At 67.9% G+C, this 21,316-nt stretch carries 20 protein-coding genes; 7 read left to right on the forward strand and 13 right to left on the reverse strand.

Annotated features, from left to right (window positions below):
• Window positions 1-2 precede the first annotated feature (2 nt).
• Complete coding sequence (locus tag ACAG25_RS21420) at window positions 3-1,229, forward strand: glycosyltransferase family 4 protein (protein ID WP_370490508.1); 1,227 nt, start codon at window positions 3-5, stop codon at window positions 1,227-1,229.
• A gap of 129 nt (window positions 1,230-1,358) precedes the next feature.
• On the opposite strand, the gene ACAG25_RS21425 is transcribed toward ACAG25_RS21420, so the two are convergent.
• Complete coding sequence (locus ACAG25_RS21425; protein WP_370490488.1) at window positions 1,359-2,099, reverse strand: acyltransferase; 741 nt, start codon at window positions 2,097-2,099, stop codon at window positions 1,359-1,361.
• 101 nt (window positions 2,100-2,200) lie between these two features.
• Between ACAG25_RS21425 and ACAG25_RS21430 the strand changes: the two genes are divergently transcribed.
• A complete protein-coding gene (locus ACAG25_RS21430) occupies window positions 2,201-3,478 on the forward strand; it encodes a PQQ-binding-like beta-propeller repeat protein (RefSeq protein WP_370490489.1) in 1,278 nt (425 codons plus the stop codon).
• Window positions 3,479-3,494: 16 nt separating this feature from the next.
• Here the strand turns inward: ACAG25_RS21430 and ACAG25_RS21435 are convergent, their stop codons facing one another.
• The 6 genes from ACAG25_RS21435 to ACAG25_RS21460 all read right to left on the reverse strand — a co-directional run bounded on the left by ACAG25_RS21435 (window position 3,495) and on the right by ACAG25_RS21460 (window position 8,808).
• Window positions 3,495-4,184, reverse strand: a complete 690-nt coding sequence (locus ACAG25_RS21435) for an esterase (RefSeq protein WP_370490490.1) — start codon at window positions 4,182-4,184, stop codon at window positions 3,495-3,497.
• 63 nt (window positions 4,185-4,247) lie between these two features.
• Entirely contained in the window at window positions 4,248-5,453 is a 1,206-nt protein-coding gene (locus ACAG25_RS21440; RefSeq protein WP_370490509.1) for a class I SAM-dependent methyltransferase, read from the reverse strand.
• Window positions 5,411-6,388: a class I SAM-dependent methyltransferase gene (locus tag ACAG25_RS21445; RefSeq protein WP_370490491.1), complete on the reverse strand. Its 978-nt coding sequence runs from the start codon at window positions 6,386-6,388 to the stop codon at window positions 5,411-5,413. Before ACAG25_RS21445 ends, ACAG25_RS21440 begins: the two co-directional genes overlap by 43 nt.
• 10 nt (window positions 6,389-6,398) lie before the next feature.
• Window positions 6,399-7,094, reverse strand: coding sequence for an enoyl-CoA hydratase (locus tag ACAG25_RS21450; RefSeq protein WP_370490492.1), 696 nt, complete (start codon window positions 7,092-7,094; stop codon window positions 6,399-6,401).
• Window positions 7,091-7,939 (reverse strand): NUDIX hydrolase, encoded by an 849-nt coding sequence (locus tag ACAG25_RS21455; protein WP_370490493.1) that lies wholly within the window; start codon window positions 7,937-7,939, stop codon window positions 7,091-7,093. Before ACAG25_RS21455 ends, ACAG25_RS21450 begins: the two co-directional genes overlap by 4 nt.
• 14 nt (window positions 7,940-7,953) lie before the next feature.
• Window positions 7,954-8,808: an ABC transporter ATP-binding protein gene (locus tag ACAG25_RS21460; RefSeq protein ID WP_370490494.1), complete on the reverse strand. Its 855-nt coding sequence runs from the start codon at window positions 8,806-8,808 to the stop codon at window positions 7,954-7,956.
• A gap of 240 nt (window positions 8,809-9,048) precedes the next feature.
• On the opposite strand from ACAG25_RS21460, the gene ACAG25_RS21465 reads away from it, so the two are divergent.
• Entirely contained in the window at window positions 9,049-9,474 is a 426-nt protein-coding gene (locus ACAG25_RS21465) for a DUF3303 domain-containing protein (RefSeq protein ID WP_370490495.1), read from the forward strand.
• A 15-nt stretch (window positions 9,475-9,489) separates the two neighbouring features.
• Here the strand turns inward: ACAG25_RS21465 and ACAG25_RS21470 are convergent, their stop codons facing one another.
• Window positions 9,490-10,113 carry a nucleoside/nucleotide kinase family protein gene (locus ACAG25_RS21470; protein WP_370490510.1) on the reverse strand — a complete coding sequence of 208 codons (624 nt, stop codon included), beginning with the start codon at window positions 10,111-10,113 and terminating at the stop codon, window positions 9,490-9,492.
• A 28-nt stretch (window positions 10,114-10,141) separates the two neighbouring features.
• Window positions 10,142-10,393 carry a hypothetical protein gene (locus tag ACAG25_RS21475; RefSeq protein WP_370490496.1) on the reverse strand — a complete coding sequence of 84 codons (252 nt, stop codon included), beginning with the start codon at window positions 10,391-10,393 and terminating at the stop codon, window positions 10,142-10,144.
• Between the two features lie 75 nt (window positions 10,394-10,468).
• Between ACAG25_RS21475 and ACAG25_RS21480 the strand changes: the two genes are divergently transcribed.
• On the forward strand, window positions 10,469-11,902 hold the full coding sequence (locus ACAG25_RS21480) for a PLP-dependent aminotransferase family protein (RefSeq protein ID WP_370490497.1): 1,434 nt from the start codon (window positions 10,469-10,471) through the stop codon (window positions 11,900-11,902).
• A gap of 9 nt (window positions 11,903-11,911) precedes the next feature.
• Here the strand turns inward: ACAG25_RS21480 and serB are convergent, their stop codons facing one another.
• Both serB and ctaD read right to left on the reverse strand, forming a co-directional pair.
• Window positions 11,912-13,174: a phosphoserine phosphatase SerB gene (gene serB / locus ACAG25_RS21485; protein ID WP_370490498.1), complete on the reverse strand. Its 1,263-nt coding sequence runs from the start codon at window positions 13,172-13,174 to the stop codon at window positions 11,912-11,914.
• Between the two features lie 10 nt (window positions 13,175-13,184).
• The gene (gene ctaD / locus ACAG25_RS21490) at window positions 13,185-14,930 is read right to left on the reverse strand and encodes a cytochrome c oxidase subunit I (RefSeq protein ID WP_370490511.1); all 1,746 of its coding nucleotides are present in this window, start codon (window positions 14,928-14,930) and stop codon (window positions 13,185-13,187) included.
• Between the two features lie 315 nt (window positions 14,931-15,245).
• Here ctaD and ACAG25_RS21495 point away from each other — a divergent pair, with 315 nt between their 5' ends.
• Entirely contained in the window at window positions 15,246-16,253 is a 1,008-nt protein-coding gene (locus ACAG25_RS21495) for an ABC transporter substrate-binding protein (protein ID WP_370490499.1), read from the forward strand.
• 159 nt (window positions 16,254-16,412) lie between these two features.
• A complete protein-coding gene (locus ACAG25_RS21500; protein WP_370490500.1) occupies window positions 16,413-17,459 on the forward strand; it encodes an NAD(P)-dependent alcohol dehydrogenase in 1,047 nt (348 codons plus the stop codon).
• A gap of 94 nt (window positions 17,460-17,553) precedes the next feature.
• On the opposite strand, the gene nrdF is transcribed toward ACAG25_RS21500, so the two are convergent.
• Both nrdF and ACAG25_RS21510 read right to left on the reverse strand, forming a co-directional pair.
• The gene (gene nrdF, locus ACAG25_RS21505; protein WP_370490501.1) at window positions 17,554-18,528 is read right to left on the reverse strand and encodes a class 1b ribonucleoside-diphosphate reductase subunit beta; all 975 of its coding nucleotides are present in this window, start codon (window positions 18,526-18,528) and stop codon (window positions 17,554-17,556) included.
• Between the two features lie 216 nt (window positions 18,529-18,744).
• Entirely contained in the window at window positions 18,745-19,485 is a 741-nt protein-coding gene (locus tag ACAG25_RS21510; RefSeq protein ID WP_370490502.1) for a TetR/AcrR family transcriptional regulator, read from the reverse strand.
• A gap of 155 nt (window positions 19,486-19,640) precedes the next feature.
• On the opposite strand from ACAG25_RS21510, the gene ACAG25_RS21515 reads away from it, so the two are divergent.
• Window positions 19,641-20,822 carry an NAD(P)/FAD-dependent oxidoreductase gene (locus ACAG25_RS21515; protein WP_370490503.1) on the forward strand — a complete coding sequence of 394 codons (1,182 nt, stop codon included), beginning with the start codon at window positions 19,641-19,643 and terminating at the stop codon, window positions 20,820-20,822.
• Window positions 20,823-21,316: the final 494 nt, after the last annotated feature.

Genomic DNA, 21,316 nt, shown 5'->3' on the forward strand with positions numbered 1-21,316 from the left:
GGCTGAAGATCCTGCTCGTCTCCTGGGAGTACCCGCCGGTGGTCATCGGCGGGCTCGGCCGCCACGTGCACCACCTGGCCACCGAGCTGGCCGCGGCGGGCCACGACGTCGTCGTCCTCAGTCGACGGCCGACCGGCACCGACCCGATGTCGCACCCGACGAGCGACGAGATCGGCGAGGGTGTGCGCGTCATCGCGGCCGCGGAGGACCCACACGAGTTCACCTTCGGCACCGACATGATGGCGTGGACCCTGGCCATGGGCCACGCGATGATCCGCGCCGGTCTGGGCCTGCACGACTGGCGCCCCGACGTGGTGCACGCCCACGACTGGTTGGTCGCCCACCCCGCCGTCACACTGGCCGAATACTTCGATGTGCCACTGGTTTCCACCATCCACGCCACCGAAGCGGGGCGGCACTCGGGTTGGGTCGCCGGCCCGGTGAGCCGGCAGGTCCACGCGCTGGAATCGTGGCTGATCCGCGACTCGGACTCGCTGATCACCTGCTCGGCGTCCATGCGCGACGAGATCACCACACTGTTCGGGCCGGAACTGTCCGAGATCTCGGTGATCCGCAACGGAATCGACACCCACGGTTGGCCGTTCGCGCCGCGTCGGACCCACGCCGGCCCGCCGGAGCTGCTGTACTTCGGGCGGCTGGAATACGAAAAAGGCGTGCACGACGCGATCGCCGCCCTCGCCCGGATCCGCCGCTCACACCCGGGCACGACGCTCACGGTGGCCGGCGACGGCACCCAGTTGCAGTTCCTGCAGGACCAGGCCCGCAAGCACCGCGTCCTGAAAGCCACGAAATTCATCGGCCGGCTCGAGCACTCCGAGTTGCTCGAACTGCTCCACCGCGCCGACGCCGCGGTGCTGCCGTCACTCTACGAACCGTTCGGCATCGTCGCGCTGGAGGCTGCGGCCACCGGTCTGCCGCTGGTCACCTCGTCGGCGGGCGGGCTCGGCGAGGCCGTCATCGACGGAGAGACAGGACTGTCCCACGCGCCCGGCGATGTGGCCGGGCTGACCGCGGCCGTCCGTGCGGTGCTCGACGCGCCCGAGGCGGCACAGCAGCGCGCCGTGGCGGCCCGGGAACGGCTCACCGCCGAATTCGCCTGGCACACCGTGGCCGCCGAGACCGCTCAGGTGTACCTGGCCGCCAAGCGCGCCGAACGACGGCCGCAACCCCGCCGACCCATCGCCGAACGCCCCCTGCCGGGGCGCTGAGGGTCAGCGCCGGATCGTCAGCGCTGGGCCCGACTGAGCGCTTCCTCCCCGGCCTCGTCCCTCGGCCGGATCGTCAGCGCTGGGCCCGACTGAGCGCTTCCTCCCCGGCCTCGTCCCTCGGCCGGATCGTCACCGCTCGGCAGCCTTCTTGCGCTCGATATCCGCCAACGCCGCCGCCAACTCGGCACGCTGGGCAGCCGACGTCTCCCACGACACCTTGCGGTTCTTCACCACCTTGGCCGGCGCGCCGACCGCGATCGAGAAGTCCGGGATCTCACCCCGCACCACGGCATGCGAACCCAGCACGCACCCGCGGCCGATCGAGGTGTTCCGCAACACGCTGACCTTCACGCCCACCCACGTGTCGGGACCGATCCGCACCGGCCCCTTGACGATGCCCTGGTCCTTGATCGGCAGCTCGATGCTGTCCATCTTGTGGTCGAAGTCGCAGATGTAGCACCAGTCGGCCATCAGCACCGAGTCGCCGAGCTCGATGTCGAGGTAGGTGTTGATCACGTTGTCCCGGCCCAGAACGACCTTGTCGCCGATGCGCAGCGAGCCCTCGTGACAGCGGATGGTGTTCTTGTCGCCGATGTGCACCCACCGGCCGATCTCCATCTGGGACAGCTCCGGGGTGGCCTGGATCTCGACGTCCTTGCCGAGGAACACCATGCCGCGGGTGATGATGTGCGGGTTGGCCAGCTTGAACTTCAGCAACCGCCAGTAACGGACCAGATACCACGGCGTGAAGGCGCGGTTCTTGAGCACCCATCTCAGCGAGTCCCTGGTGAGGAACTTCGCCTGCCGCGGATCCCGGAGACGCGAGCCCCGCCAACGCTTGTGCAGCGGCGCTCCCCACATCGTCGTCATGGCCGCAAAGCCTACGCGAGGACAGGCACCCCGAACGGTTACCCTCACGTGGGCTCGACATCGACGCGCAGCGCCGCGTCGCCGACGTGAGAAGGGATCTTGTGCTCCGGCGAATCATCGGGGTGGCAGCGGCGACGCTGGTCACCACAACGGTCGCTAGCTGCGGTACCACCGATTCCTGGGTCGAGGCCAAGCCCGCAGACAGCTGGGCCGCCCAGTACGCCGACGCCGCCAACCGCAGCAGTTCACCGGTGGACGGTGCCGAACGGCTCCGGCTGGAGTGGACGCGTTCGGTCAAGGGTGAGCTGGGCGCACAGGGGGCGCTCGGCTCGGGCAGCTATCTCGCCCTCAACGCCCAGACCGAGGCGGGCTGCTCGCTGATGGTGTGGGAGGCCGATAACCGGGCCAGGCAGCGCTGGTGTACCCGTCTGGTGCAGGGCGGTGGCATGTCGAGCCCGCTGCTCGACGGGTTCGACAACGTCTACGTCGGCCAACCGGGCGCGGTGCTGTCGTTCCCGACGACCCAGTGGATCCGGTGGCGCCAACCGGTGATCGGGATGCCGACCACCATGCGCATCCTCGACCCCGGCCACCTGCTGGTCGTCACGCACCTGGGTCAGGTGCTGGTCTTCGACACCCACCGGGGCACGGTGGTGGGTACCTCGCTGGACCTCGTGGCCGGCGTCGATCCGAAGGATTCCGAGCGCGGTCTCGGCGACTGTCAGGCCGCGCGGGCGGAGTGCCCGGTCGCGGCCGCCCCCGCGTTCTCCGACGCGACGCGGATGGTGGTGCTGTCGCTGTGGGAGCCGGGCGCCGACGAGCCGGTCATGGTCGGACTGCGCTACCGGCCCGGGCAGAGCCCGCTGCTGGCCCGGGAATGGACCAGTGACGCCGTGGGTGGTGGCCCCCTGGGCAGCCCGGTGCTGTCCGTCAGTGGCGACACGATCTACGTCAACGGCCGCGACAACCGGCTGTGGGCGCTCAACAGTGAGGACGGCAGCGCCAAGTGGTCGGTCCCGCTGGACTATCTGGCGCAGACCCCGCCGTCGGTGCGTCCCGACGGGCTGATCGTCGCCGGCGGCGGCCCCGGCGCCACCCTCACCGCGGTGCGGGACAACGGCGACGAGGCCGAGATCGTCTGGCGCCACGAAGACGTGGAGCCGCTGACCACCACGAGCATCGCCGGTGTCGGTTACGTGGTCGTCCGTGACGGGGACGGGATGGCGTTGGCCAGCCTGGATCTCGACGACGGCCGCAGGATCGACACCCATCCGCTGCCGAACGCGGGCGGGTGGCCGGTCGGGGTGTCCATCGGTCGCGACGCCCGCGTGGTCACCGCCACCAGCGACGGACGGGTCTACGGCTTCGCGCCGACCTGACCGGCGCCGCCGGCCGTCACGCCAACAGGTCGGTGATCTCCGAGCGCGGCACGCGGGCCTGCAGCGCACCGCCGGCACCGGCCATCACCTCGCCCTGCCCGAAGAAGAAGATCACTTCGTCGTCGGTCAGTGCGAACTCCTGGTATTTGGCGGGGTCCAGGCCGTCGGCCGCGGAGATCGGCGAGTCGACGCCCAGCTGGCGCGAGATCTCGGACTGCACGATCGGGAAGATGACCTCCAGCGGCTCGCTGTCCGGCTTGAACAACGTGTCGAAGGTGATCGGCGCCTGGTCGGCGACATCCCAGTTGAAGGCCTTGTACCAGGTCTGCGGGTGAGCTCCGCCGACGTTCTCGTACACCTCGAAGACCACGCTACGGGTACCTGCGTCCTCGGGGCCGCTGCGGTAACCGGTCCCCCGCGCGTCCAGCACATAGGGCAGATTCCACGAGGTGGGCACGCCCGCGACGTTGATGAAGCCGTCACGGGTCTGGGTCAGGTAGGCCACCAACGCCTGCTGATCCGGGTAGTCCACGGGGAACGTGAAGTCCACCCGGTAGGTCGGTGCCTCCATGTGCACTCGGCAGATCTGGTCGGCGTCCACGACGCCGCCCAGCTCCGGGCACGCCGGCTGGGCCGCGGCCGCCGGGGAGGCCGCCCACCCCGCTGCCAGCGCGGCGGCCACCATTGCAGTGGCGAGAATGCGCATCGATGTCCTCACGATCGGCGCCGCACGGACTTCGGCGCACCTGAGGTCAGGGTACGGCAGCGCTCAGCGTGACGGACGACATATGAATGCTGTTGCCCGGCTTGCGGCTTTGGCGCCGATCCGGGCGATCACCACCGACAGCTGTTCGGCGCCCCGCAGCCGCAGGCGCGGGCGCAGGGCGTCGGGGTCGACGTCCACACCGCGCACCAGGATTTCCACCGCTCCCACGCGGCGCGCCGAAAGGGCCTGTCGGAGGTGCCGTTCGTGGAACGGCACCGCTTCGAGCACCTCGAAGCCGCGCACGCCGGGCGGCAGCTCGTCGCCGGACAGGTACGCGATCTCGGGGTCGATCTGCCACAGGTGGTGGCGGGCGCCGTAGTGGCGCACCAGTCCCGCTCGCACCACGGCGCCGTCGGGGTCGATCAGCCAGCGTCCGACCGGGGCCACCCCGCAGTCGTCCGGGTCGTTGTCGGTGACCTGTTCGCCGGTGTCGAGCAAGGTGGCGCGACGACGCACCGCTGCCTCGGCGAGACCTCGCGACCACAGACATGCCTCCCGGACACTGCCACCGAAGGAGGTCACCTCGACCTCACCGGTGAAGCCCATGGCTGTCAGCGCGTCGAAATCGATTCCCGGAGCGCACTTCACGACATGATCCCGGCCCTCGAGCGCGACGAGCAGCTCGTCCAGCGGCGGTGCGTAGGCCCGTGGGTCGAACCGCCGACGCGACCCCTCGCGTCGCGCCGGGTCGACGACGACCACCGCGTCGGCGGTGACCGGCCGCAGCGCGTCGGCGCGACACAGCGGGACCTCGGTGCCCAGATTGTGGCGGGCCATCGCCAACCGGACCGGATCCAGATCGGACCCGATCGCCGCGCGGACCGAATCGCGAAGAGCGGCAAGCTCTGTGCCGATCGAACAGGTGGCGTCGTGCACGGTCCGGCCGGCCAGTCGACGTGCACGGTGGACGGCCACCGGTGCTGCGGTCGCCTGTTGCAGCGCCGAGTCGGTGAACAGCCACTGGCCGGCAGCGGGCAGTTTGGCGACAGCCTTGCGGCGCAACCGGATGGTCTCGACGAGCACCGCGACCCGGTCTCCGTGACGTTTCCGCAGCGCGGCGACGTCGGCGACCAGCGAGGCGTTACTCAACGCGTGGCCGGCGACCTCCGTGAGCGCCTGTCGCCCCGGGTCACTGCCGAGGTAGCGCACATCGTCGAGGGTGAACTCTACGACGGCTTGACCCCGGTGATCATGACGTTGTAGAACCAGCCCTTCGGCACCACGCGGCGCCAGAGGTTGGCGTCGACCCAACTCAGCGTGGTCCAGCTGTTGAACGCGAACTTCGCCCAGCCCCAACCCAATCGACCGGGCGGCACTGCAGCCTCGAAGGTGCGGACCGGCCACCCGAGCATTGCGGCGGTGAATTCCTCACTGGCGGTGCGCACCTCGACCGCGCCGGCGTTGGTCGCCATCCGTTCGAGGTCGGCCGGATCGAAGGTGTGCAGGTCGACCACGGCTTCCAGCGCGGCGGCACGGGACGATTCGTCGAGCTCGGCCTGTGGCCGTCGCCAGCCGGCCAGCATCGGCAGCTTGGTGACGTTGGTCGCGATATGCCATGTCAGAGTCGACAATTCGCGTGCATACCGATTGCCCACGGTGGTGGGTTCGCCGGCGAAGACGAACCGTCCACCCGGCTTGAGCACCCGTACCACCTCGCGCAGCGACAGCTCGACGTCGGGGATGTGGTGCAGCACCGCGTGACCGACGACCAGATCGAAGGTGTTGTCGTCGTATGGGATTCCCTCGGCGTCGGCGACGCGGCCGTCGATGTCGAGTCCCAGCGATTGGCCGTTGCGGGTGGCGACCTTGACCATGCCGGGCGACAGGTCGGTCACCGAACCGCGCCGCGCCACCCCGGCTTGGATGAGGTTGAGCAGGAAGAACCCGGTGCCGCAGCCCAGCTCGAGGGCGCGGTCGTAGGGCAACTCCCGTTGGACGGCGTCGGGCACCGCGGCATCGAATCGCCCGCGCGCGTAGTCCACGCATCTCCGGTCGTAGGAGATCGACCACTTGTCGTCGTAGGTCTCTGCCTCCCAGTCGTGGTAGAGCACCTGGGCCAGCTTCGAGTCGTGCATCGCGGCTTCGACCTGCTCCTGGGTGGCATGCGGCTGCGGAGCGGGGTCGGTGACATCGGAACTTGTCATGTAGGGCAGCCTAACGTCCGGTGGTCGGGTCGCCACCGGCGAGCACGTCGTCGGTGGTGAAGGCGGCCTTCGCGGCAGCCAGGACCGGCTGTGGATGGTCCAGGAGACGAGCGGCCCAGGCGACCGCGGCGTCGTAGACGCTGTCCGGGGCGACCAGTTCGTCGACCAGGCCGAGGTCGAGGGCCTCACGCGCATCGACGAACCGACCACTGAACACCAGGTCCTTGGCCCTGCTGTGTCCGATGGCCGCGGCCAACCGTCGGCTGCTGCTGTGTGCCGGCGTACGTCCGGCCAGGATCTCGGTGGCGCCGAAGCGGACGTTGTCCCCGCTCACCCGCCAATCCGCTGCGAGGGCCAGCGTCATCCCGGCCCCCAGCGCATAGCCGGTGACCGCCGCGACGGTCGGTTTGGACAGGGTGGCCAGGGCGGCAACGGCGCGGTCGGCGACCTCGGCGGCGACGGCGGCCTCTCCTGCGTTCAACGTCTGCAGTTCGGACATGTCCGCCCCGGCGGAGAAGATCTCGTGGCCTCCGGACACGACGACGGCGCGGACGTCGTCACGCCGTTCGAGTTCGGCAACCGCGTCGGTGATCTCGCGGTACATCTGGCGGGTCAGTGCGTTGGTGGGCGGGCGGGTCAGCAGCAGCGTCGCCAGACCCGCCGGCAGGCCGTCCGACGCGGGCACCACGCTGACGAACTCCCTCACGCGAGCGGGGCTCCGTCGGTGTAGCCCTGCGGTGAGCGCCGATTGCGGGCCTGGTTGTAGCGCTCGCTGTTGAAGAACTCGATCTCCCAGTTGCCGCTCGGTTCGGCGGCCAGCGACGGCTCGATCGCGGTGATCTGGCGTTCGACGGCGAGCACCTCCGCGACAGTCCTGCCGTTGAGCGCGTCCAACTGGGTCCAGGTCGGGGGCAGCAGGAAACTGCGACCGTCGGCGAAGTCGTCCAGCGCAGCCTGCGGGGTCACCCACCCGGCTTCGTCGGTCTCGGTGTTGTCGCCGTCGGCGCGTTGGCCCTGCGGCAGCGCCCCGACGAAGAAGTACGTGTCGTAGCGGCGGGTGCGCTCCTCTTTCGGGGTGACCCAGTTGGCCCACGGGCGCAGCAGGTCGGCGCGCAGCATCAGCTTCTCCGAGCGCAGGAACTCACCGAAGGACAGCGACTTGTTCTCCAGGGCCGCACGTTGTTCGCGGTAGACCGACGCGTCGTCGACGAGCAGGTCCGGATCGTCGGCCGCTCCCGCGAACAGCACCCCGGACTCCTCGAACGTCTCCCGCGCCGCGGCGCACACGAGGGCTTCGGCGAGCTCGACGTCGATGCCGAAGCGTTCTGCCCACCAGAACCGGTCGGGACCGTGCCAGGCGACGTCGGCGTTGCGGTCCCGGTCGTCGACGCCGCCGCCGGGAAACACCATCACCCCGGCAACGAAATCCATCGCCGAGTGGCGGCGCATCAGGAACACCTCGAGTCCGTCGGCCGAGCCGGTGGTCTCGTCCCGGATGAGCATCACGGTCGCGGCGGGCCGCGGCACCAGAGGCGTGAGATCGTCGGTCATGTCAGCTCCTCGGTCTACGCGCGTCGCCGGTGGGCCGCGCGCGTGCGGGTACGGCGCGCGAAATAGCGGCCGTCGATGTAATCGAGCGAGATGGACTGACCGAAGGCCTGGGAGAGGTTCTCGGCGGTCAGCACGTCGCTGAGCAGACCCGCGGCCACGACCCCGCCCTCGGACAGGATCATCCCGTGTGAGAAGCCGGGCGGGATCTCCTCCACGTGGTGGGTGACCAGCACCATCGCCGGGGCGTCGGGATCGTCGGCCAGGTCGGTCAGCCGCGCCACCAGTTCCTCTCGACCGCCCAGGTCCAGACCGGCCGCGGGTTCGTCGAGCAGTAGCAATTCCGGGTCGGTCATCAGGGCCCGCGCGATCACGACCCGCTTGCGTTCGCCTTCCGACAGCGTGCCGTAGGTGCGTTCGGCCAGGTGTTCGGCCCCGACGCTTTCGAGCATGTCGATCGCGCGGTGGTAATCCATCTCTTCGTAGCGTTCCCGCCACCGCCCCAGCACCGAGTAGCCGGCGGACACGACGAGGTCGCGCACGATCTCGTCGTCGGGCACGCGCTGCGACAGCGCGGCGCTGCTGAGACCGATGCGCGAGCGCAGCTCCGACATGTCCACCCGGCCGAGCCGCTCCCCCAGCACCCAGGCGGTGCCTGAGGACGGGTGTTCCATCGCCGCGGCGATGCGCAGCAACGAGGTCTTGCCGGCGCCGTTCGGGCCGAGGACGACCCAACGCTCGTCGAGTTCGACCGACCACGTCACGGGACCGACCAGAAGGCGGCCGTTGCGGCGCAGCGTGACCTCGGCGAAGTCGATGAGCAGGTCGGGGTCGCTGGTCTCCATCTCGTCTTCAGACTCCTCGACTGCCATCCGGCCATCGTAGCCAGGGGCCCGGTCGTGGGCTGTCGGCCCGCCCGCTGTCGGGTGTCCGGTCAATTCGCCGCACCCAGGGGTGCCGAACGGATCCTCCAGCTACGCGCGGGCGGCGCGGCGCATCGCCGGTCATCGGCGATCACGGTCGCGCGGAACACATTTCTGTGAGCCGACCACCACGGACTTGCGGACGGGCAACAAAAGGTTTGCGGCGCTGAATTTTTCGACAAGGAGCAGTTGATCCCGGATTCCACGGTTCCAGCGACCTGCCGGCCGGAGGCGGACGAGCATCGAGGCACGCGGCAGCCGCGCATTCCGTTGCGTGACGTCGTCTCCCATCAGGAGGATGAGATGAAGTATGTCGTGGCAATGACGTTCCGCAACAGCGGTTCTGCAGCCGAGAACGAAGCCGCTTCCAAGCGGCTGCTGGACCTGTACTCCAAGTGGTCACCGCCGGAGGGAAGTACGTTTCACCAGTTCGTCGGCCGTCTCGACGGGGGTGGCACCTTCGCGGTGGTCGAGACCGAGAAGCCGTCCGACCTCGCCGTGACGACGGCTCAGTTCGGTCCTTTCATCGACTACCAGATCTATCCGGTGCAGGACATCGCCGACACCGTCCGGGCGGCGCAGGAAGGGCTGGCGTTCCGGGAGGGAGTCAGCTGACCCTCAATCCCCACCTCACGCTGACACCGCCCAGCCGGCGGAGCCGTTGACGACGACCCGGTCGGCGGTGGCGGCGGTGGCTTCGACCAGTTCGGCGTTCGGCTCGTCGACCGTGGCCACCCAGGCCCGCGCCTGCTGCGGGGTCTTGCCGAACTCGACGTGGCGAGCGATCAGCCGCGCCTTCCGTGTGTCGGCGTCGGTGGTGACGAACCAGGCCGCGTCGAGCAGCGCGCGGACTTCACGCCACGCCGGATCGGTGTGGAGCAGGTAGTTGCCTTCGGTGACGACGAGCCGCACTGCCGGCGGGACGGCGATGGCTGCTGCCAACGGCTGCTCGAGATGACGGTCGAAACCCGGCGCGTAGATCTCGACGTCGATGTCTCGGCGCACCCGGCTCAGCAGATGGGCGTACCCGTGCGCGTCGAAGGTTTCGGGTGCCCCTTTGCGGTCGCGCAGGCCCAGGCGGTCCAGCTGCGCGTCGGCGAGGTGGAAGCCGTCCATCGGTACCAGCGCCACCGCGTCGGCGCCCCAGCGCGCCTCAACATGCCTGCACAGCAGCTCGGCCAGGGTCGACTTGCCCGACCCCGGGGAGCCGACCAGGCCCAGGATCGTCCGTCGCCGGCCGTCGCACAACACCATGGCGTCAGCCGCCAGTTGTGCCACTCCGTCAGAACTGGTCTGGTCCCCGCTGCACCGTCGGCCCATCGTGGACCCCATCATCGGCGTACGGCAGTCGCAGCGCCAACCGACCAGGTGGCGTACGGTCAAGCATGGTCAGGGAAATGCATCCGGATGGTGTCCAGGTCGCTGCGCACGGGGCGCCCGTCGGGTGGAACTCGTGGACCGAGCCGTCGATGGCCGGGAGGTAGTAGAGGTCGGCCAGCCGGTGCGCCAGCCGCGAAATCCAGTTGTTGTTCATGGGTCCATGTTCTGGGCGGATTGGCTTGCTATTCAATATCCAGTTGTCGAATACTGGCTCTCAATGGTCACCCGAATGCCGACGCACTCTCTCGATGTGGACCTCGTGGTGCGTGAACTCGGTAACTGGCGCACATCCAGTCGCACCGGACCCGCCTACCACGGGCTGGCCGATGCCCTCCGGCTGCTGATCATCGACGGTCGACTTCCCGTCGGAACCCGACTCCCCAGCGAACGTGTGCTGGCCGAGGCACTCCGGGTGTCCCGCACGACGGTCACCGCGGCCTACACCCGGTTGCGCGAGGACGGCTACCTCCACGCCCGGCGCGGCGCTCGCAGCACCACCGCTCTGCCGGTGACACCTTCGGACCGATCGCCGCTGCCCGCGTCACCGCACACCGGCTTGGCGGCTGCCGCTCTCGCGGCCCCGGCTCCCGCGGTGCTGACCGCCTACGCCGAAGCGGCGAGGGAGCTGGCGCCCTTCCTGCGCGGCATGGGTCACGAGCTCGTCGGGGTGGCGCCGCTGCGTGAGGCCATTGCCGAGAAGTACTGCCGGCGCGGTCTGCCGACCGGTCCCGAGCAGATCATGGTGACCACCGGTGCGTTGCACGCCATCGGTCTGATCCTCAAGACCTACACCAAGCCCGGCGACCGCGTACTGGTCGAGCAGCCCACCTATCACGGTGCCCTGTCGGCGATTACAGCGTCGGGTGCGCACGCGGTGCCGGTACCGATGACAGATCACGGCTGGGATCTCGACGCGATGGAGCATGTGCTCACCCGGCTGGCACCGCAGTTGGCCTACGTCATTCCCGACAATCACAATCCGACCGGGCACACCGTGGTCGGCGACGACCGCCGTCGGCTGGCGTGCTTGCTCGTCGACACCCGCACACCGGCGATCGTCGACGAGACGATGAGCGACATCTGGTTGGAGCAACCCCCACCGCGTCCGCTGGCCGCGGAACTGACGACACATCGCGACCTGCTGCTCACCGTCGGGTCGATGTCGAAGTCGTTCTGGGGTGGGCTGCGCATCGGGTGGATCCGCGCCGAACGTTCTGCGATCGCGGCGCTCGCCGCGCTACGGCCCACCGTCGACATGGGCACCCCGATCCTGGAACAGCTCGCCGCCGCGAAGCTGTTGGCCATGGCCGACGACGTGCTTCCCGCGCGGCGGGAGATGTTGCGGACCCGGCGTCGGCACCTTCGCAGACTGCTCGCCGAGCAGCTGCCCGACTGGCAGCCCGGCCCGGGCTCAGGGGGCCTGTCGTTGTGGGTCCGGCTCCCGGCCCCGATGAGTACGGCGCTGTCGGCGGCGGCGGCGCGGATCGGGCTGGAACTGCCCGCCGGTCCTCGCTTCGGCGTCCACGGCACCCTCGAGCGGTTCGTCCGGATCCCCTACGCCCTGCCCGAGGAGCAACTCGACGAGGCCGTGGCCCTGTTGGTGCGGGCCTGGCACAACATCAGCGGATCCACACCACCGGAACCGGTCACCGTCCTGGTGTGATCGCAGTCCTCAGTCGGGGATCTCGACGCGGCGCACCACGCCGTCGACGGCGTCGGCGGCCTCGATCTCGCCGCGTGTGACGCCGAGGATGAACAGCACGGTGTCCAGATACGGGTGGCTCAACGACGCATCGGCGACCTCGCGCAGAGCGGGTTTGGCGTTGAACGCCACGCCGAGGCCGGCGGCCGAGAGCATGTCGATGTCGTTGGCGCCGTCACCGACCGCCACCGTCTGTTCCATCGGCACGCCGGCCTGCTGCGCGAAGTCGCGCAGCGCCTTGGCTTTTCCGGGACGATCGACGATCTCGCCGACAACGCGGCCGGTCAGCTTGCCGTCGATCACCTCGAGTTCGTTCGCGGCGACGAAGTCCATCATCAGTTCGTGTGCCAGCGGCTCGATGACCTGGCGGAAGCCGCCCGACACGATTCCGCAGTGGTAGCCGAGGCGCCGCAGGGTGCGCAGCGTGGTGCGTGCCCCGGGGGTCAGTTGGATCTGCTCGGCGACGCGATCGAGCACCTCGGCCGGCAGCCCGGCGAGCGTGGCCACGCGCTGGTGCAGCGACTCGGCGAAGTCGAGTTCCCCGCGCATCGCGGCTTCGGTGACCTCAGCGACCGCGGCCTCGGCACCCGCGTGCGCGGCCAGCATCTCGATCACCTCGCCCTGGATCAGGGTCGAATCCACGTCGAAGACGATCAGCCGCTTGGCCCGCCGCGACAAGCTGTACGCCTCGATCGCGATGTCGACGCTCTCTTCAACGGCGACGCGCGCCAGCACCCGCTGCAATTCGGCGAACCCGCCCGGCGGCACCGACACCCGCAACTCCAGCCCGGTGACCGGGTAGTCGGACACGCCGCCGATGAAGTCGATGTTCACGCCCAGGGCGGCAGCCTCTCGTGCCACCACGCCGAAAGCGCCCGCAGTGATCGGCCGACCCAGAACCACGATCGTGTGGGTGGACGGACTCGGCATCACGGGCATTCCGTCGCTGCCCTCGATGCTGACCTCCAGGCCGACACCGTGAATGGCTTCGCGCACTTCGTCGTGCAGCACCGGCCCGGCGGCGACCTCGGTTGGCGCGGCGACCAGCACGCCCAGGGTCAGGCGTCCCCGGATGACCACCTGCTCGACGTTGAGCAGCTCGACACGGTGCCGCGACAGCACCTCGAACAGCGCCGACGTGACTCCCGGCTGGTCACGGCCGGTGACCGTGATCAGCAGGGAGGAGCGGTTTCGAGCGGAGTTACCGTCAGCCGATACTTCGGATGCGCTCACCGTCGACGGGTCAGGTGCGGACGTTCTCGTTGTCCAGCCGTGTCACGTCGCCGTCTTCGGGGCCATGGGCCCGGCCGACGTGGGCCTCGCGACGCATGCGTTCGATCATGTGCGGGTAGTGCAACTCGAACGCCGGACGCTCCGACCGGATGCGCGGCAACTCGTAGAAGTTGTGCCGCGGCGGCGGGCAGCTGGTCGCCCACTCCAGCGAGTTGCCGTAGCCCCACGGATCGTCGACGGTCACCGGCTCGCCGTAGCGCCAGCTCTTGAAGACGTTCCACACGAACGGCAGCGTCGACAGGCCCAGGATGAATGCACCGATGGTGGAGACGATGTTCAGCGTGGTGAACCCGTCGCTTTCCAGGTAGTCGGCGTAGCGGCGCGGCATGCCCTCGTCGCCGAGCCAGTGCTGCACCAGGAACGTGACGTGGAAGCCGATGAAGGTCAACCAGAAGTGCAGCTTGCCCAGCCGCTCGTCGAGCATCCGGCCCACCATCTTCGGGAACCAGAAGTAGATGCCGGCGTACGTCGCGAAGACGATGGTGCCGAACAGCACGTAGTGGAAGTGCGCGATGACGAAGTAGCTGTCGGTGACGTGGAAGTCCAGCGGCGGGCTGGCCAGCAGCACGCCCGACAGACCACCCAGCAGGAACGTCGCCAGGAAGCCGACCGAGAACAGCATCGGTGTTTCGAAGGTCAACTGCCCCTTCCACATCGTGCCGATCCAGTTGAAGAACTTGATTCCGGTCGGCACCGCGATCAGGAAGGTCATGAAGCTGAAGAACGGCAGCAGCACAGCACCACTGGCGTACATGTGGTGCGCCCACACCGCGATGGACAGCGCCGCGATACCCAAGGTCGCGTAGATCAGCGTGGTGTAGCCGAAGATCGGCTTGCGGCTGAACACGGGGAAGATCTCGCTGACGATGCCGAAGAACGGCAACGCGATGATGTACACCTCGGGGTGGCCGAAGAACCAGAACAGGTGCTGCCACAACAACACCCCGCCGTTGGCCGGGTCGTAGACGTGTGCACCGAGGTGACGGTCGGCGGCCAGACCCAGCAGGGCGGCGGTCAGGATCGGGAACGCGATCAGCACCAGGATCGAGGTCACCAGAATGTTCCAGGTGAAGATCGGCATCCGGAACATCGTCATGCCCGGGGCGCGCATGCACACGCAGGTGGTGATCATGTTGACCGCGCCCAGGATGGTGCCCAGGCCGGCGACGGCCAGGCCCATGATCCACAGGTCACCGCCGGCACCCGGTGAGTGCACCGCGTTGCTCAGGGGCGCGTAGCCGGTCCACCCGAAGTCGGCAGCACCGCCGGGGGTGATGAACCCGGCCATGGTGATCAGGGCGCCGAACAGGAACAGCCAGTAGGAGAAGGCGTTCAGGCGCGGGAACGCGACGTCGGGGGCGCCGATCTGCAGCGGCAGCACCAGGTTGGCGAACCCGAACACGATCGGGGTGGCGTAGAACAGCAGCATCACCGTGCCGTGCATGGTGAACAGCTGGTTGTACTGCTCGTTGGACAGGAACTGCAGGCCCGGCACCGCCAGTTCGGTGCGGATGAACAGCGCCATCAGGCCGCCGATGAAGAAGAACACGAAGCACGTGACGACGTACATGATGCCGATCAGCTTGTGATCGGTCGTCGTGATCATCTTGTAGAGCAGATTGCCCTTGGGGCCGAGCCGCGCCGGGAACGGACGCCGCGCCTCGAGTTCACCGATTGGGGGCGCTTCGGCTACCAACAGGTCCTCCAACCTTTCGTGCACTCCGTGTCCACGGAGCACTTCGCCGGGAGTCCCGGCCTCCTGCATCGACTACGAATCCTAGCCCGTGATCTCCGGTCCTTTTCGGGTGGTCCTACAAACAGTCGTACTTCTTGCGTCGCAACCGGCATGACGTGTCCTGACCAGCGGGTACGAGGTGATGTTACCGTCGGCGACGTGCTAGGGACCGCATCACCCACGAGCGGCGTACGCCACGGCTCCGCCCGGTGGTGGACGCTCGCCGCGGCCGTCTCGATACTGCTGACCAGCGGTTGTGGGTCCGGTGACGAATCGATGACAGCGACGTCCGAGGGAACCGTGGTGACAAGCACCACACGCATCGCCAATGCGGGGGTGCTGGGCAACGATCGCCGGCCCGACGAATCGTGCGCGGCCGACGCCGCCCCCCTCGACCCGGGCCCCGCCGAACGCGAAATCGACAATGCGGCCGCCCACGGCGTGACGCCCGCGCCCCCGGAGCGCACCCTGGTGGTCGCCGACCCGCAGCGCATCGCGGTGCTCTCCGGCGACCAACTCGACGCGTTGTGCGCACTGGGACTGCAGGGCCGGATCGTCGCGGCGGCGTTGCCGGACGGGTCCGACGAGCAGCCCTCCTATCTGGGCACCGTCATCCATGAGGTCACACCGGCCGGACATTGGGACGAACCGGACATCAGCGCGATCGGCGCCGCCGCCCCAGACCTGATCCTCGGTTCCGGACCCTCCACCGCGCGGGTGTTCGCCGATCTGTCCGACATCGCACCGACGGTGCTGGGCGGCCCGCCCGGTGCGGCATGGAAGGACAACCTGCGTACGGTCGGCGCCGCGGTCGGGCGCTTGGACGCGGCGAACGGACTGATCGGCGACTTCGAGCGCGACGCAGCCCGAACCGGCGTCGACAACGACGCCACGCACTTTCAGGCCTCTGTGGTCCAATTCACCGACGACACGCTGCGGGTGTTCGGCGTCGACAACTTCGCCGGCTCGGTGCTCGCCGACGTCGGCGTGGATCGCCCGGTGACGCAACGTTTCAGCGACAAACCGTACGTCGAGATCAACCTCGACGACGCTGCGGACTTCTCCGCCGCCGACGGCGACATCGTTTATGTGTCGTTCGCCACGTCCGAGGCCAAGGAGCGCGCCACGGAGGTCATGCGGGGGGACGCGTGGAAACGCTTGTCCGCCAACCGCGATGACCGTGTGTTCGCCGTCAACAACGAGGTGTGGCAGTCCGGCGCCGGCCTGGTGGCCGCGCGCGGGATCCTCGCCGATCTACGGTGGATCAACGCTCCCATCAACTGATTTCGCGCAATCAACCGTTCCACGCTCTGAAACGCGAGCACAACGCCGGATCTCGGACCGCGCGTAGGCTGGTGGCGGCATGTCCACGCAGGCTGCGCTGATCCTGCGAACAGCGCATCGCGCGCCTGCGACGTCGCCGGAACACCACAGGAGGACGCATTGACGAGAACTGTTGCGGCCATCGCGGCCACCTCACCGACAGATCCGCTCACCCGCACCACGATCACCCGGCGTCCGGTCGGCGCCCACGACGTCCGTCTCGACATCCACTACGTGGGTATCTGCCATTCCGACATCCACACCGTGCGGGCCGAGTGGGGTGAAGTCGCCTATCCCCTGGTCCCCGGACACGAGATCGCCGGCGTCGTCACCGAGATCGGTTCCGAGGTAACCAAGTTCGCAGTCGGGGACCGGGTCGGCGTGGGGTGCTTCGTCGATTCGTGCCGTGAGTGCGCCCGCTGCCGGGCCGGTGAAGAGCAGTACTGCCGGGGCGGGATGGTGGGAACCTACAACTCCGTCGACCGCGACGGGACCACGACCCAGGGCGGTTACAGCGGCGCGATCGTCGTCGACGAGAACTACGTGCTACGCATCCCGGACGCGATCCCTCTGGACCGGGCGGCGCCGTTGCTGTGTGCCGGCATCACCACCTACTCCCCCTTGCGGCACTGGAAAGCCGGGGACGGGACGCGCGTCGCGGTGATCGTGCTCGGCGGGCTCGGGCATCTCGCTGTGAAGCTCGCCGTCGCGATGGGCGCCGAGGTCACGGTGCTCAGCCAGTCACTGAAGAAGATGGAAGACGGTCTGCGGTTGGGGGCGCGCGACTACCGCGCCACCAGCGATCGTGACACCTTCAAGGCGCTGCGCAACAGCTTCGACCTGATCCTCAACACCGTCTCGGCGAACCTCGACCTCGACCGTTATCTGGGACTGCTCGACATCGACGGCACACTCGTCGAGTTGGGTATGCCGGAGAACCCGATGAGCGTGGCTGCCGGCGCGTTGATCCGGGGTCGCCGCAGTCTGTCGGGATCCCTGATCGGGGGCATCGCCGAAACCCAGGAGATGCTCGACTTCTGCGCCGAGCACGGCGTCACCCCCGAAATCGAGGTCATCGCGCCCGATTACGTCAACGAGGCCTACGAACGCGTGTTGTCCAGCGACGTGCGCTACCGCTTCGTCATCGACACGTCATCGCTGCGCTGAGCATCAAATCGCGGTTGGACGGCGGGCGCCGTCAGGCGCTCACCATCCGGCCGCGGCGTCGATGCCGGACCGGCCGGGGCCGACACCTGCGACCCTAGAAGTCCCAGTCCTCGTCTTCGGTGACGACGGCCTTGCCGATGACGTAGCTGCTGCCCGAGCCGGAGAAGAAGTCGTGGTTCTCGTCGGCGTTGGGTGCCAGCGCGGACAGGATCGCCGGGTTGACGTCGGTCTCGTCGCGCGGGAACAGCGCCTCGTAGCCGAGGTTCATCAGCGCCTTGTTGGCGTTGTAACGGAGGAACTTCTTGACGTCCTCGGTGAGCCCGACACTGTCGTAGAGGTCCTGGGTGTACTCGACCTCGTTGTCGTACAGCTCGAAGAGCAGCTCGTAGGTGTAGTCCTTGAGCTCCTGCTTCTTGGCCTCGTCGACCAGGGCCAGCCCACGCTGGTACTTGTAGCCGATGTAGTAGCCGTGCACGGCCTCGTCACGGATGATCAGCCGGATCATGTCGGCGGTGTTGGTGAGCTTGGCCCGGCTGCTCCAGTACATCGGCAGGTAGAAGCCCGAGTAGAACAGGAAGCTCTCCAGAAGCGTGGAAGCCACCTTGCGCTTGAGCGGCTCGTCACCCTTGTAGTACTGCATCACGATCGAGGCCTTGCGCTGCAGGTTCGGGTTCTCCTCCGACCAGCGGAACGCGTCGTCGATCTCGGCGGTCGAGCACAGCGTCGAGAAGATGTTGCTGTAGCTCTTGGCGTGCACGGACTCCATGAACGCGATGTTGGTCAGCACGGCCTCCTCGTGCGGCGTGACCGCATCGGGGATCAGGCTGACCGCACCGACGGTGCCCTGGATCGTGTCGAGCAGTGTCAGACCGGTGAACACCCGCATCGTGAGCTGCTTCTCGTGCTCGTTGAGGGTGTTCCAGGACTGGATGTCGTTGGACACCGGCACCTTCTCGGGCAGCCAGAAGTTGCCGGTGAGCCGGTGCCAGACCTCGGCGTCCTTCTCGTCCTGGAGGCGGTTCCAGTTGATCGCAGAAACGCGGTCGATCAGCTTTATTCCTTCGGACACCAGAACCCCATTTCGCCGATTGCCGTACTGCTTGTCCAGCGGCTTTTCCGCCGGCTGAAGCAGTTCTACTCGCCGGCTCCGACACTACAACTTATGGGGGCGACAAACGTGCGACGACGCAACGTCTTGTGTTGGCGTGTCGGAAAACTTGGCCGGTCGGCGCGATCTCGCAGGTCACGACGGAGTGCGGGGCGACCCGGACACGACACGCCGCGGTCAGGCCACCTCTTCGGACCGTCGCACTCCTTCGTGCAGCGGCAACTCCGGGTCGATCCGGATGCCCAGCACCTCGCAGGTGCCGTTGATCGAGCCGACCATGATCGTGGTCAGATAGTCGATGAACTTGTCCGACGGGAGCCGTCGCGGGCTGTCCGGTTCCGAACCCAGCCACCAGTCCGTGGCCGAGGCCGCCGCCCCGAACGTCGCGAACCCGGCCAACTCGAACGCGGCGTAATCGAGCTCCATGTCGCTGAGCTCTTTGTTGAACATGTCGGCCATCGCCAATGTGATGTCCCGGCCCTCATTGAGCGCCCGCATGGCCGACTCGCTCTGTTCGGCGAAGCGCCCCTGCATCAGGAAACGCACCACATTGGGATGCTCGTCGACCAGTCGGACGTACTGCTCGACCGCGCGGTGGATCACCGCGCGGGCCGGGTCGGTGGCGATGTCGATGGACGGGAAGATCGCCGCCCACAGCATGTCCCGCATGCGCTGGCCGATGGCCTGGAACAGGTCGGACTTGTCGGTGAAGTGGCGGTAGATCTTGGGTTTGGCCGTGCCGGCCTCCTCGGCGATCTCCCGCAGAGACACGTCCGGACCTTGGCGGTCGATCGCCCGGAACGCGGCATCGACGATCTCGGAGCGCACCTTCTTGCGGTGTTCGCGCCAGCGCTCACTCCGGGCGTCGACCTTGACACCCGACGCCTCGGTGGAGCGCGTTCTCGACCCTCGTCGCACTTGGATAACTGTACCCGCATCACCGCCGCTGACCTGCCAAGACCGACCGGAGCCGCGGTCGGCACCGTCGTGAGGAGCCCAGCGGCTCCGACAGGAGGTATCCAGCTGGTTTCGGTACTATCTCGTGCGACAACCCGCGCAACGAGACGAGATTCATGACGCAGCGATACGACCTTGTCATTGCCGGTGGAGGCCCGTCGGGCTCCGCCGCGGCGTGGCAGGCCGCGCAGACCGGCGCGAAAGTGGTGGTGCTCGACAAGGCTCAGTTCCCCCGCGACAAGCCCTGCGGCGACGGCCTGACCGCGCGCGCGGTCAGCTACCTGCAGAAGATGGGATTGGCCGACGAGGTTGCCACCTATCACCGGGTCAACCGGGTCACGGTGTTCAGCCCCAGCCGCTGGGAGCTGTCGTTCCCCAAGCGTCCCGGCATGCCCGATCACGGGCACACGGTCAGTCGCACCCATCTCGACACCGTGCTGCTCAAACATGCCGAGTCCGCAGGCGCCGAAATCCGCCAGGGCGCGGAGGTCGCCGGCCCGGAGTTCGACGCCACCGGCCGGGTGGTCGGCGTGGTGCTCAAGGGCGGCGAGAAGGTGTTCGGCGATGCGGTGATCGCCGCCGACGGTGCGTACTCCCCCATCAAGCGCGCGCTGAAGATCGATTCCGAGTACAACGGCTACTCCGCGATCGCGATCCGCTCCGAGATGCACGCCAACCGGCCGGACTCCGACTCCCTGGACATCTACCTCAAGCTGGTGTTCCAGGGCGACCAGTTGCCCGGCTACGGGTGGGTGTTCCCGATGGGCAACGGGATGTTCAACATCGGACTGGGCTACGTCAACAGTTACAAGAACTGGCAGTCCATCAACGCGACCCAATTCTTGGGCGACTTCCTGCGCACGCTGCCGGCGGACTGGGAGCTGCCGCCGATCGAGGAGCTCAAGAAGAACAAGAGCGTGCGCGCCTGGCGACTGCCGATGGGGTTCACCGCCTGGCCGCCGTGGCGCCCGGGCGTGCTGTTCACCGGCGACTCCCTGGGCGCGGGCAAGCCCGCCTCCGGTGCCGGCATCTCCAAGGCGCTCGAATCCGGCCTGGCCGCAGGGGAATGCGCGATCGCCGCACTGACCAACGGCGGCCCGGACGACTTCACCAACTATGCGCAGCGGATGGAAGCGGCCTGGGGTCGGGAGTACCGGCGCGGCCGTTACATGCACAAGCTGATCGGAAAGCCCAAGCTGGCCGATGCCGGCGTCAAGCTGATCGACAACGCCGCATTCCGGGACCGCATGCTCAAGGCGCTGTACAAAAAGGCCCAAGGGCCGCAGCACACCTTCTGAATCACCCGGAGGACCACTACCCCCGACCGGGTGGTGTACCACCGTCCTGAACGGAACATGCTGGCCTAGAACACGATTCGGGCACAGCACCGTCCGGGTGGGCGACGACTCGGCAGCGGTGTCGCCGCCATGTTGCCGCCGTGGCCCTCGACCGCCGCCGGTCGCCCGGTTCTTTGCTGTTGCAATCAAATGGCGGTCATGCAGTGCGATCGGATCGGACTGCGCCCGTGTCCAGCCAGGCAGCACGCGGTTGTCGGCCGGCGACAGCGCTTCCGCGACCGCTGCAGGAAAACGATGCGATGTTTGCCATGACCGGGCACCGCGAACGCTCCCGTGACATAGTTCAGACGTCGACGTCAATTCTCGCGGGCGAGAGTTCGGTCGCAACCAGGGGTTCCAGCACTTCGTGAGGACGTGGTGTGTCGCGGATTTTTTTGAGTCATTCCAGTCGTGATGTGCGTGCGGCGGTGGGGTTGAAGCGGTGGTTGGCGTTG

Origin of the sequence: Mycobacterium sp. pV006 (assembly GCF_041287115.1) — a bacterium.
In the GTDB taxonomy this organism is placed as follows: domain Bacteria; phylum Actinomycetota; class Actinomycetes; order Mycobacteriales; family Mycobacteriaceae; genus Mycobacterium.

What these genes read in the sequence shown, in the direction of transcription:
- ACAG25_RS21425 (WP_370490488.1), bottom strand. Translation starts at nt 2,099, where the DNA reads ATGACGACGATGTGGGGAGCGCCGCTGCACAAGCGTTGGCGGGGCTCG.
- ACAG25_RS21435 (WP_370490490.1), bottom strand. Translation starts at nt 4,184, where the DNA reads ATGCGCATTCTCGCCACTGCAATGGTGGCCGCCGCGCTGGCAGCGGGG.
- ACAG25_RS21445 (WP_370490491.1), bottom strand. Translation starts at nt 6,388, where the DNA reads ATGACAAGTTCCGATGTCACCGACCCCGCTCCGCAGCCGCATGCCACC.
- ACAG25_RS21455 (WP_370490493.1), bottom strand. Translation starts at nt 7,939, where the DNA reads ATGACCGACGATCTCACGCCTCTGGTGCCGCGGCCCGCCGCGACCGTG.
- ACAG25_RS21460 (WP_370490494.1), bottom strand. Translation starts at nt 8,808, where the DNA reads ATGGCAGTCGAGGAGTCTGAAGACGAGATGGAGACCAGCGACCCCGAC.
- ACAG25_RS21470 (WP_370490510.1), bottom strand. Translation starts at nt 10,113, where the DNA reads ATGGTGTTGTGCGACGGCCGGCGACGGACGATCCTGGGCCTGGTCGGC.
- ACAG25_RS21475 (WP_370490496.1), bottom strand. Translation starts at nt 10,393, where the DNA reads ATGAACAACAACTGGATTTCGCGGCTGGCGCACCGGCTGGCCGACCTC.
- ACAG25_RS21480 (WP_370490497.1), top strand. Translation starts at nt 10,469, where the DNA reads ATGCCGACGCACTCTCTCGATGTGGACCTCGTGGTGCGTGAACTCGGT.
- ACAG25_RS21495 (WP_370490499.1), top strand. Translation starts at nt 15,246, where the DNA reads ATGACAGCGACGTCCGAGGGAACCGTGGTGACAAGCACCACACGCATC.
- ACAG25_RS21515 (WP_370490503.1), top strand. Translation starts at nt 19,641, where the DNA reads ATGACGCAGCGATACGACCTTGTCATTGCCGGTGGAGGCCCGTCGGGC.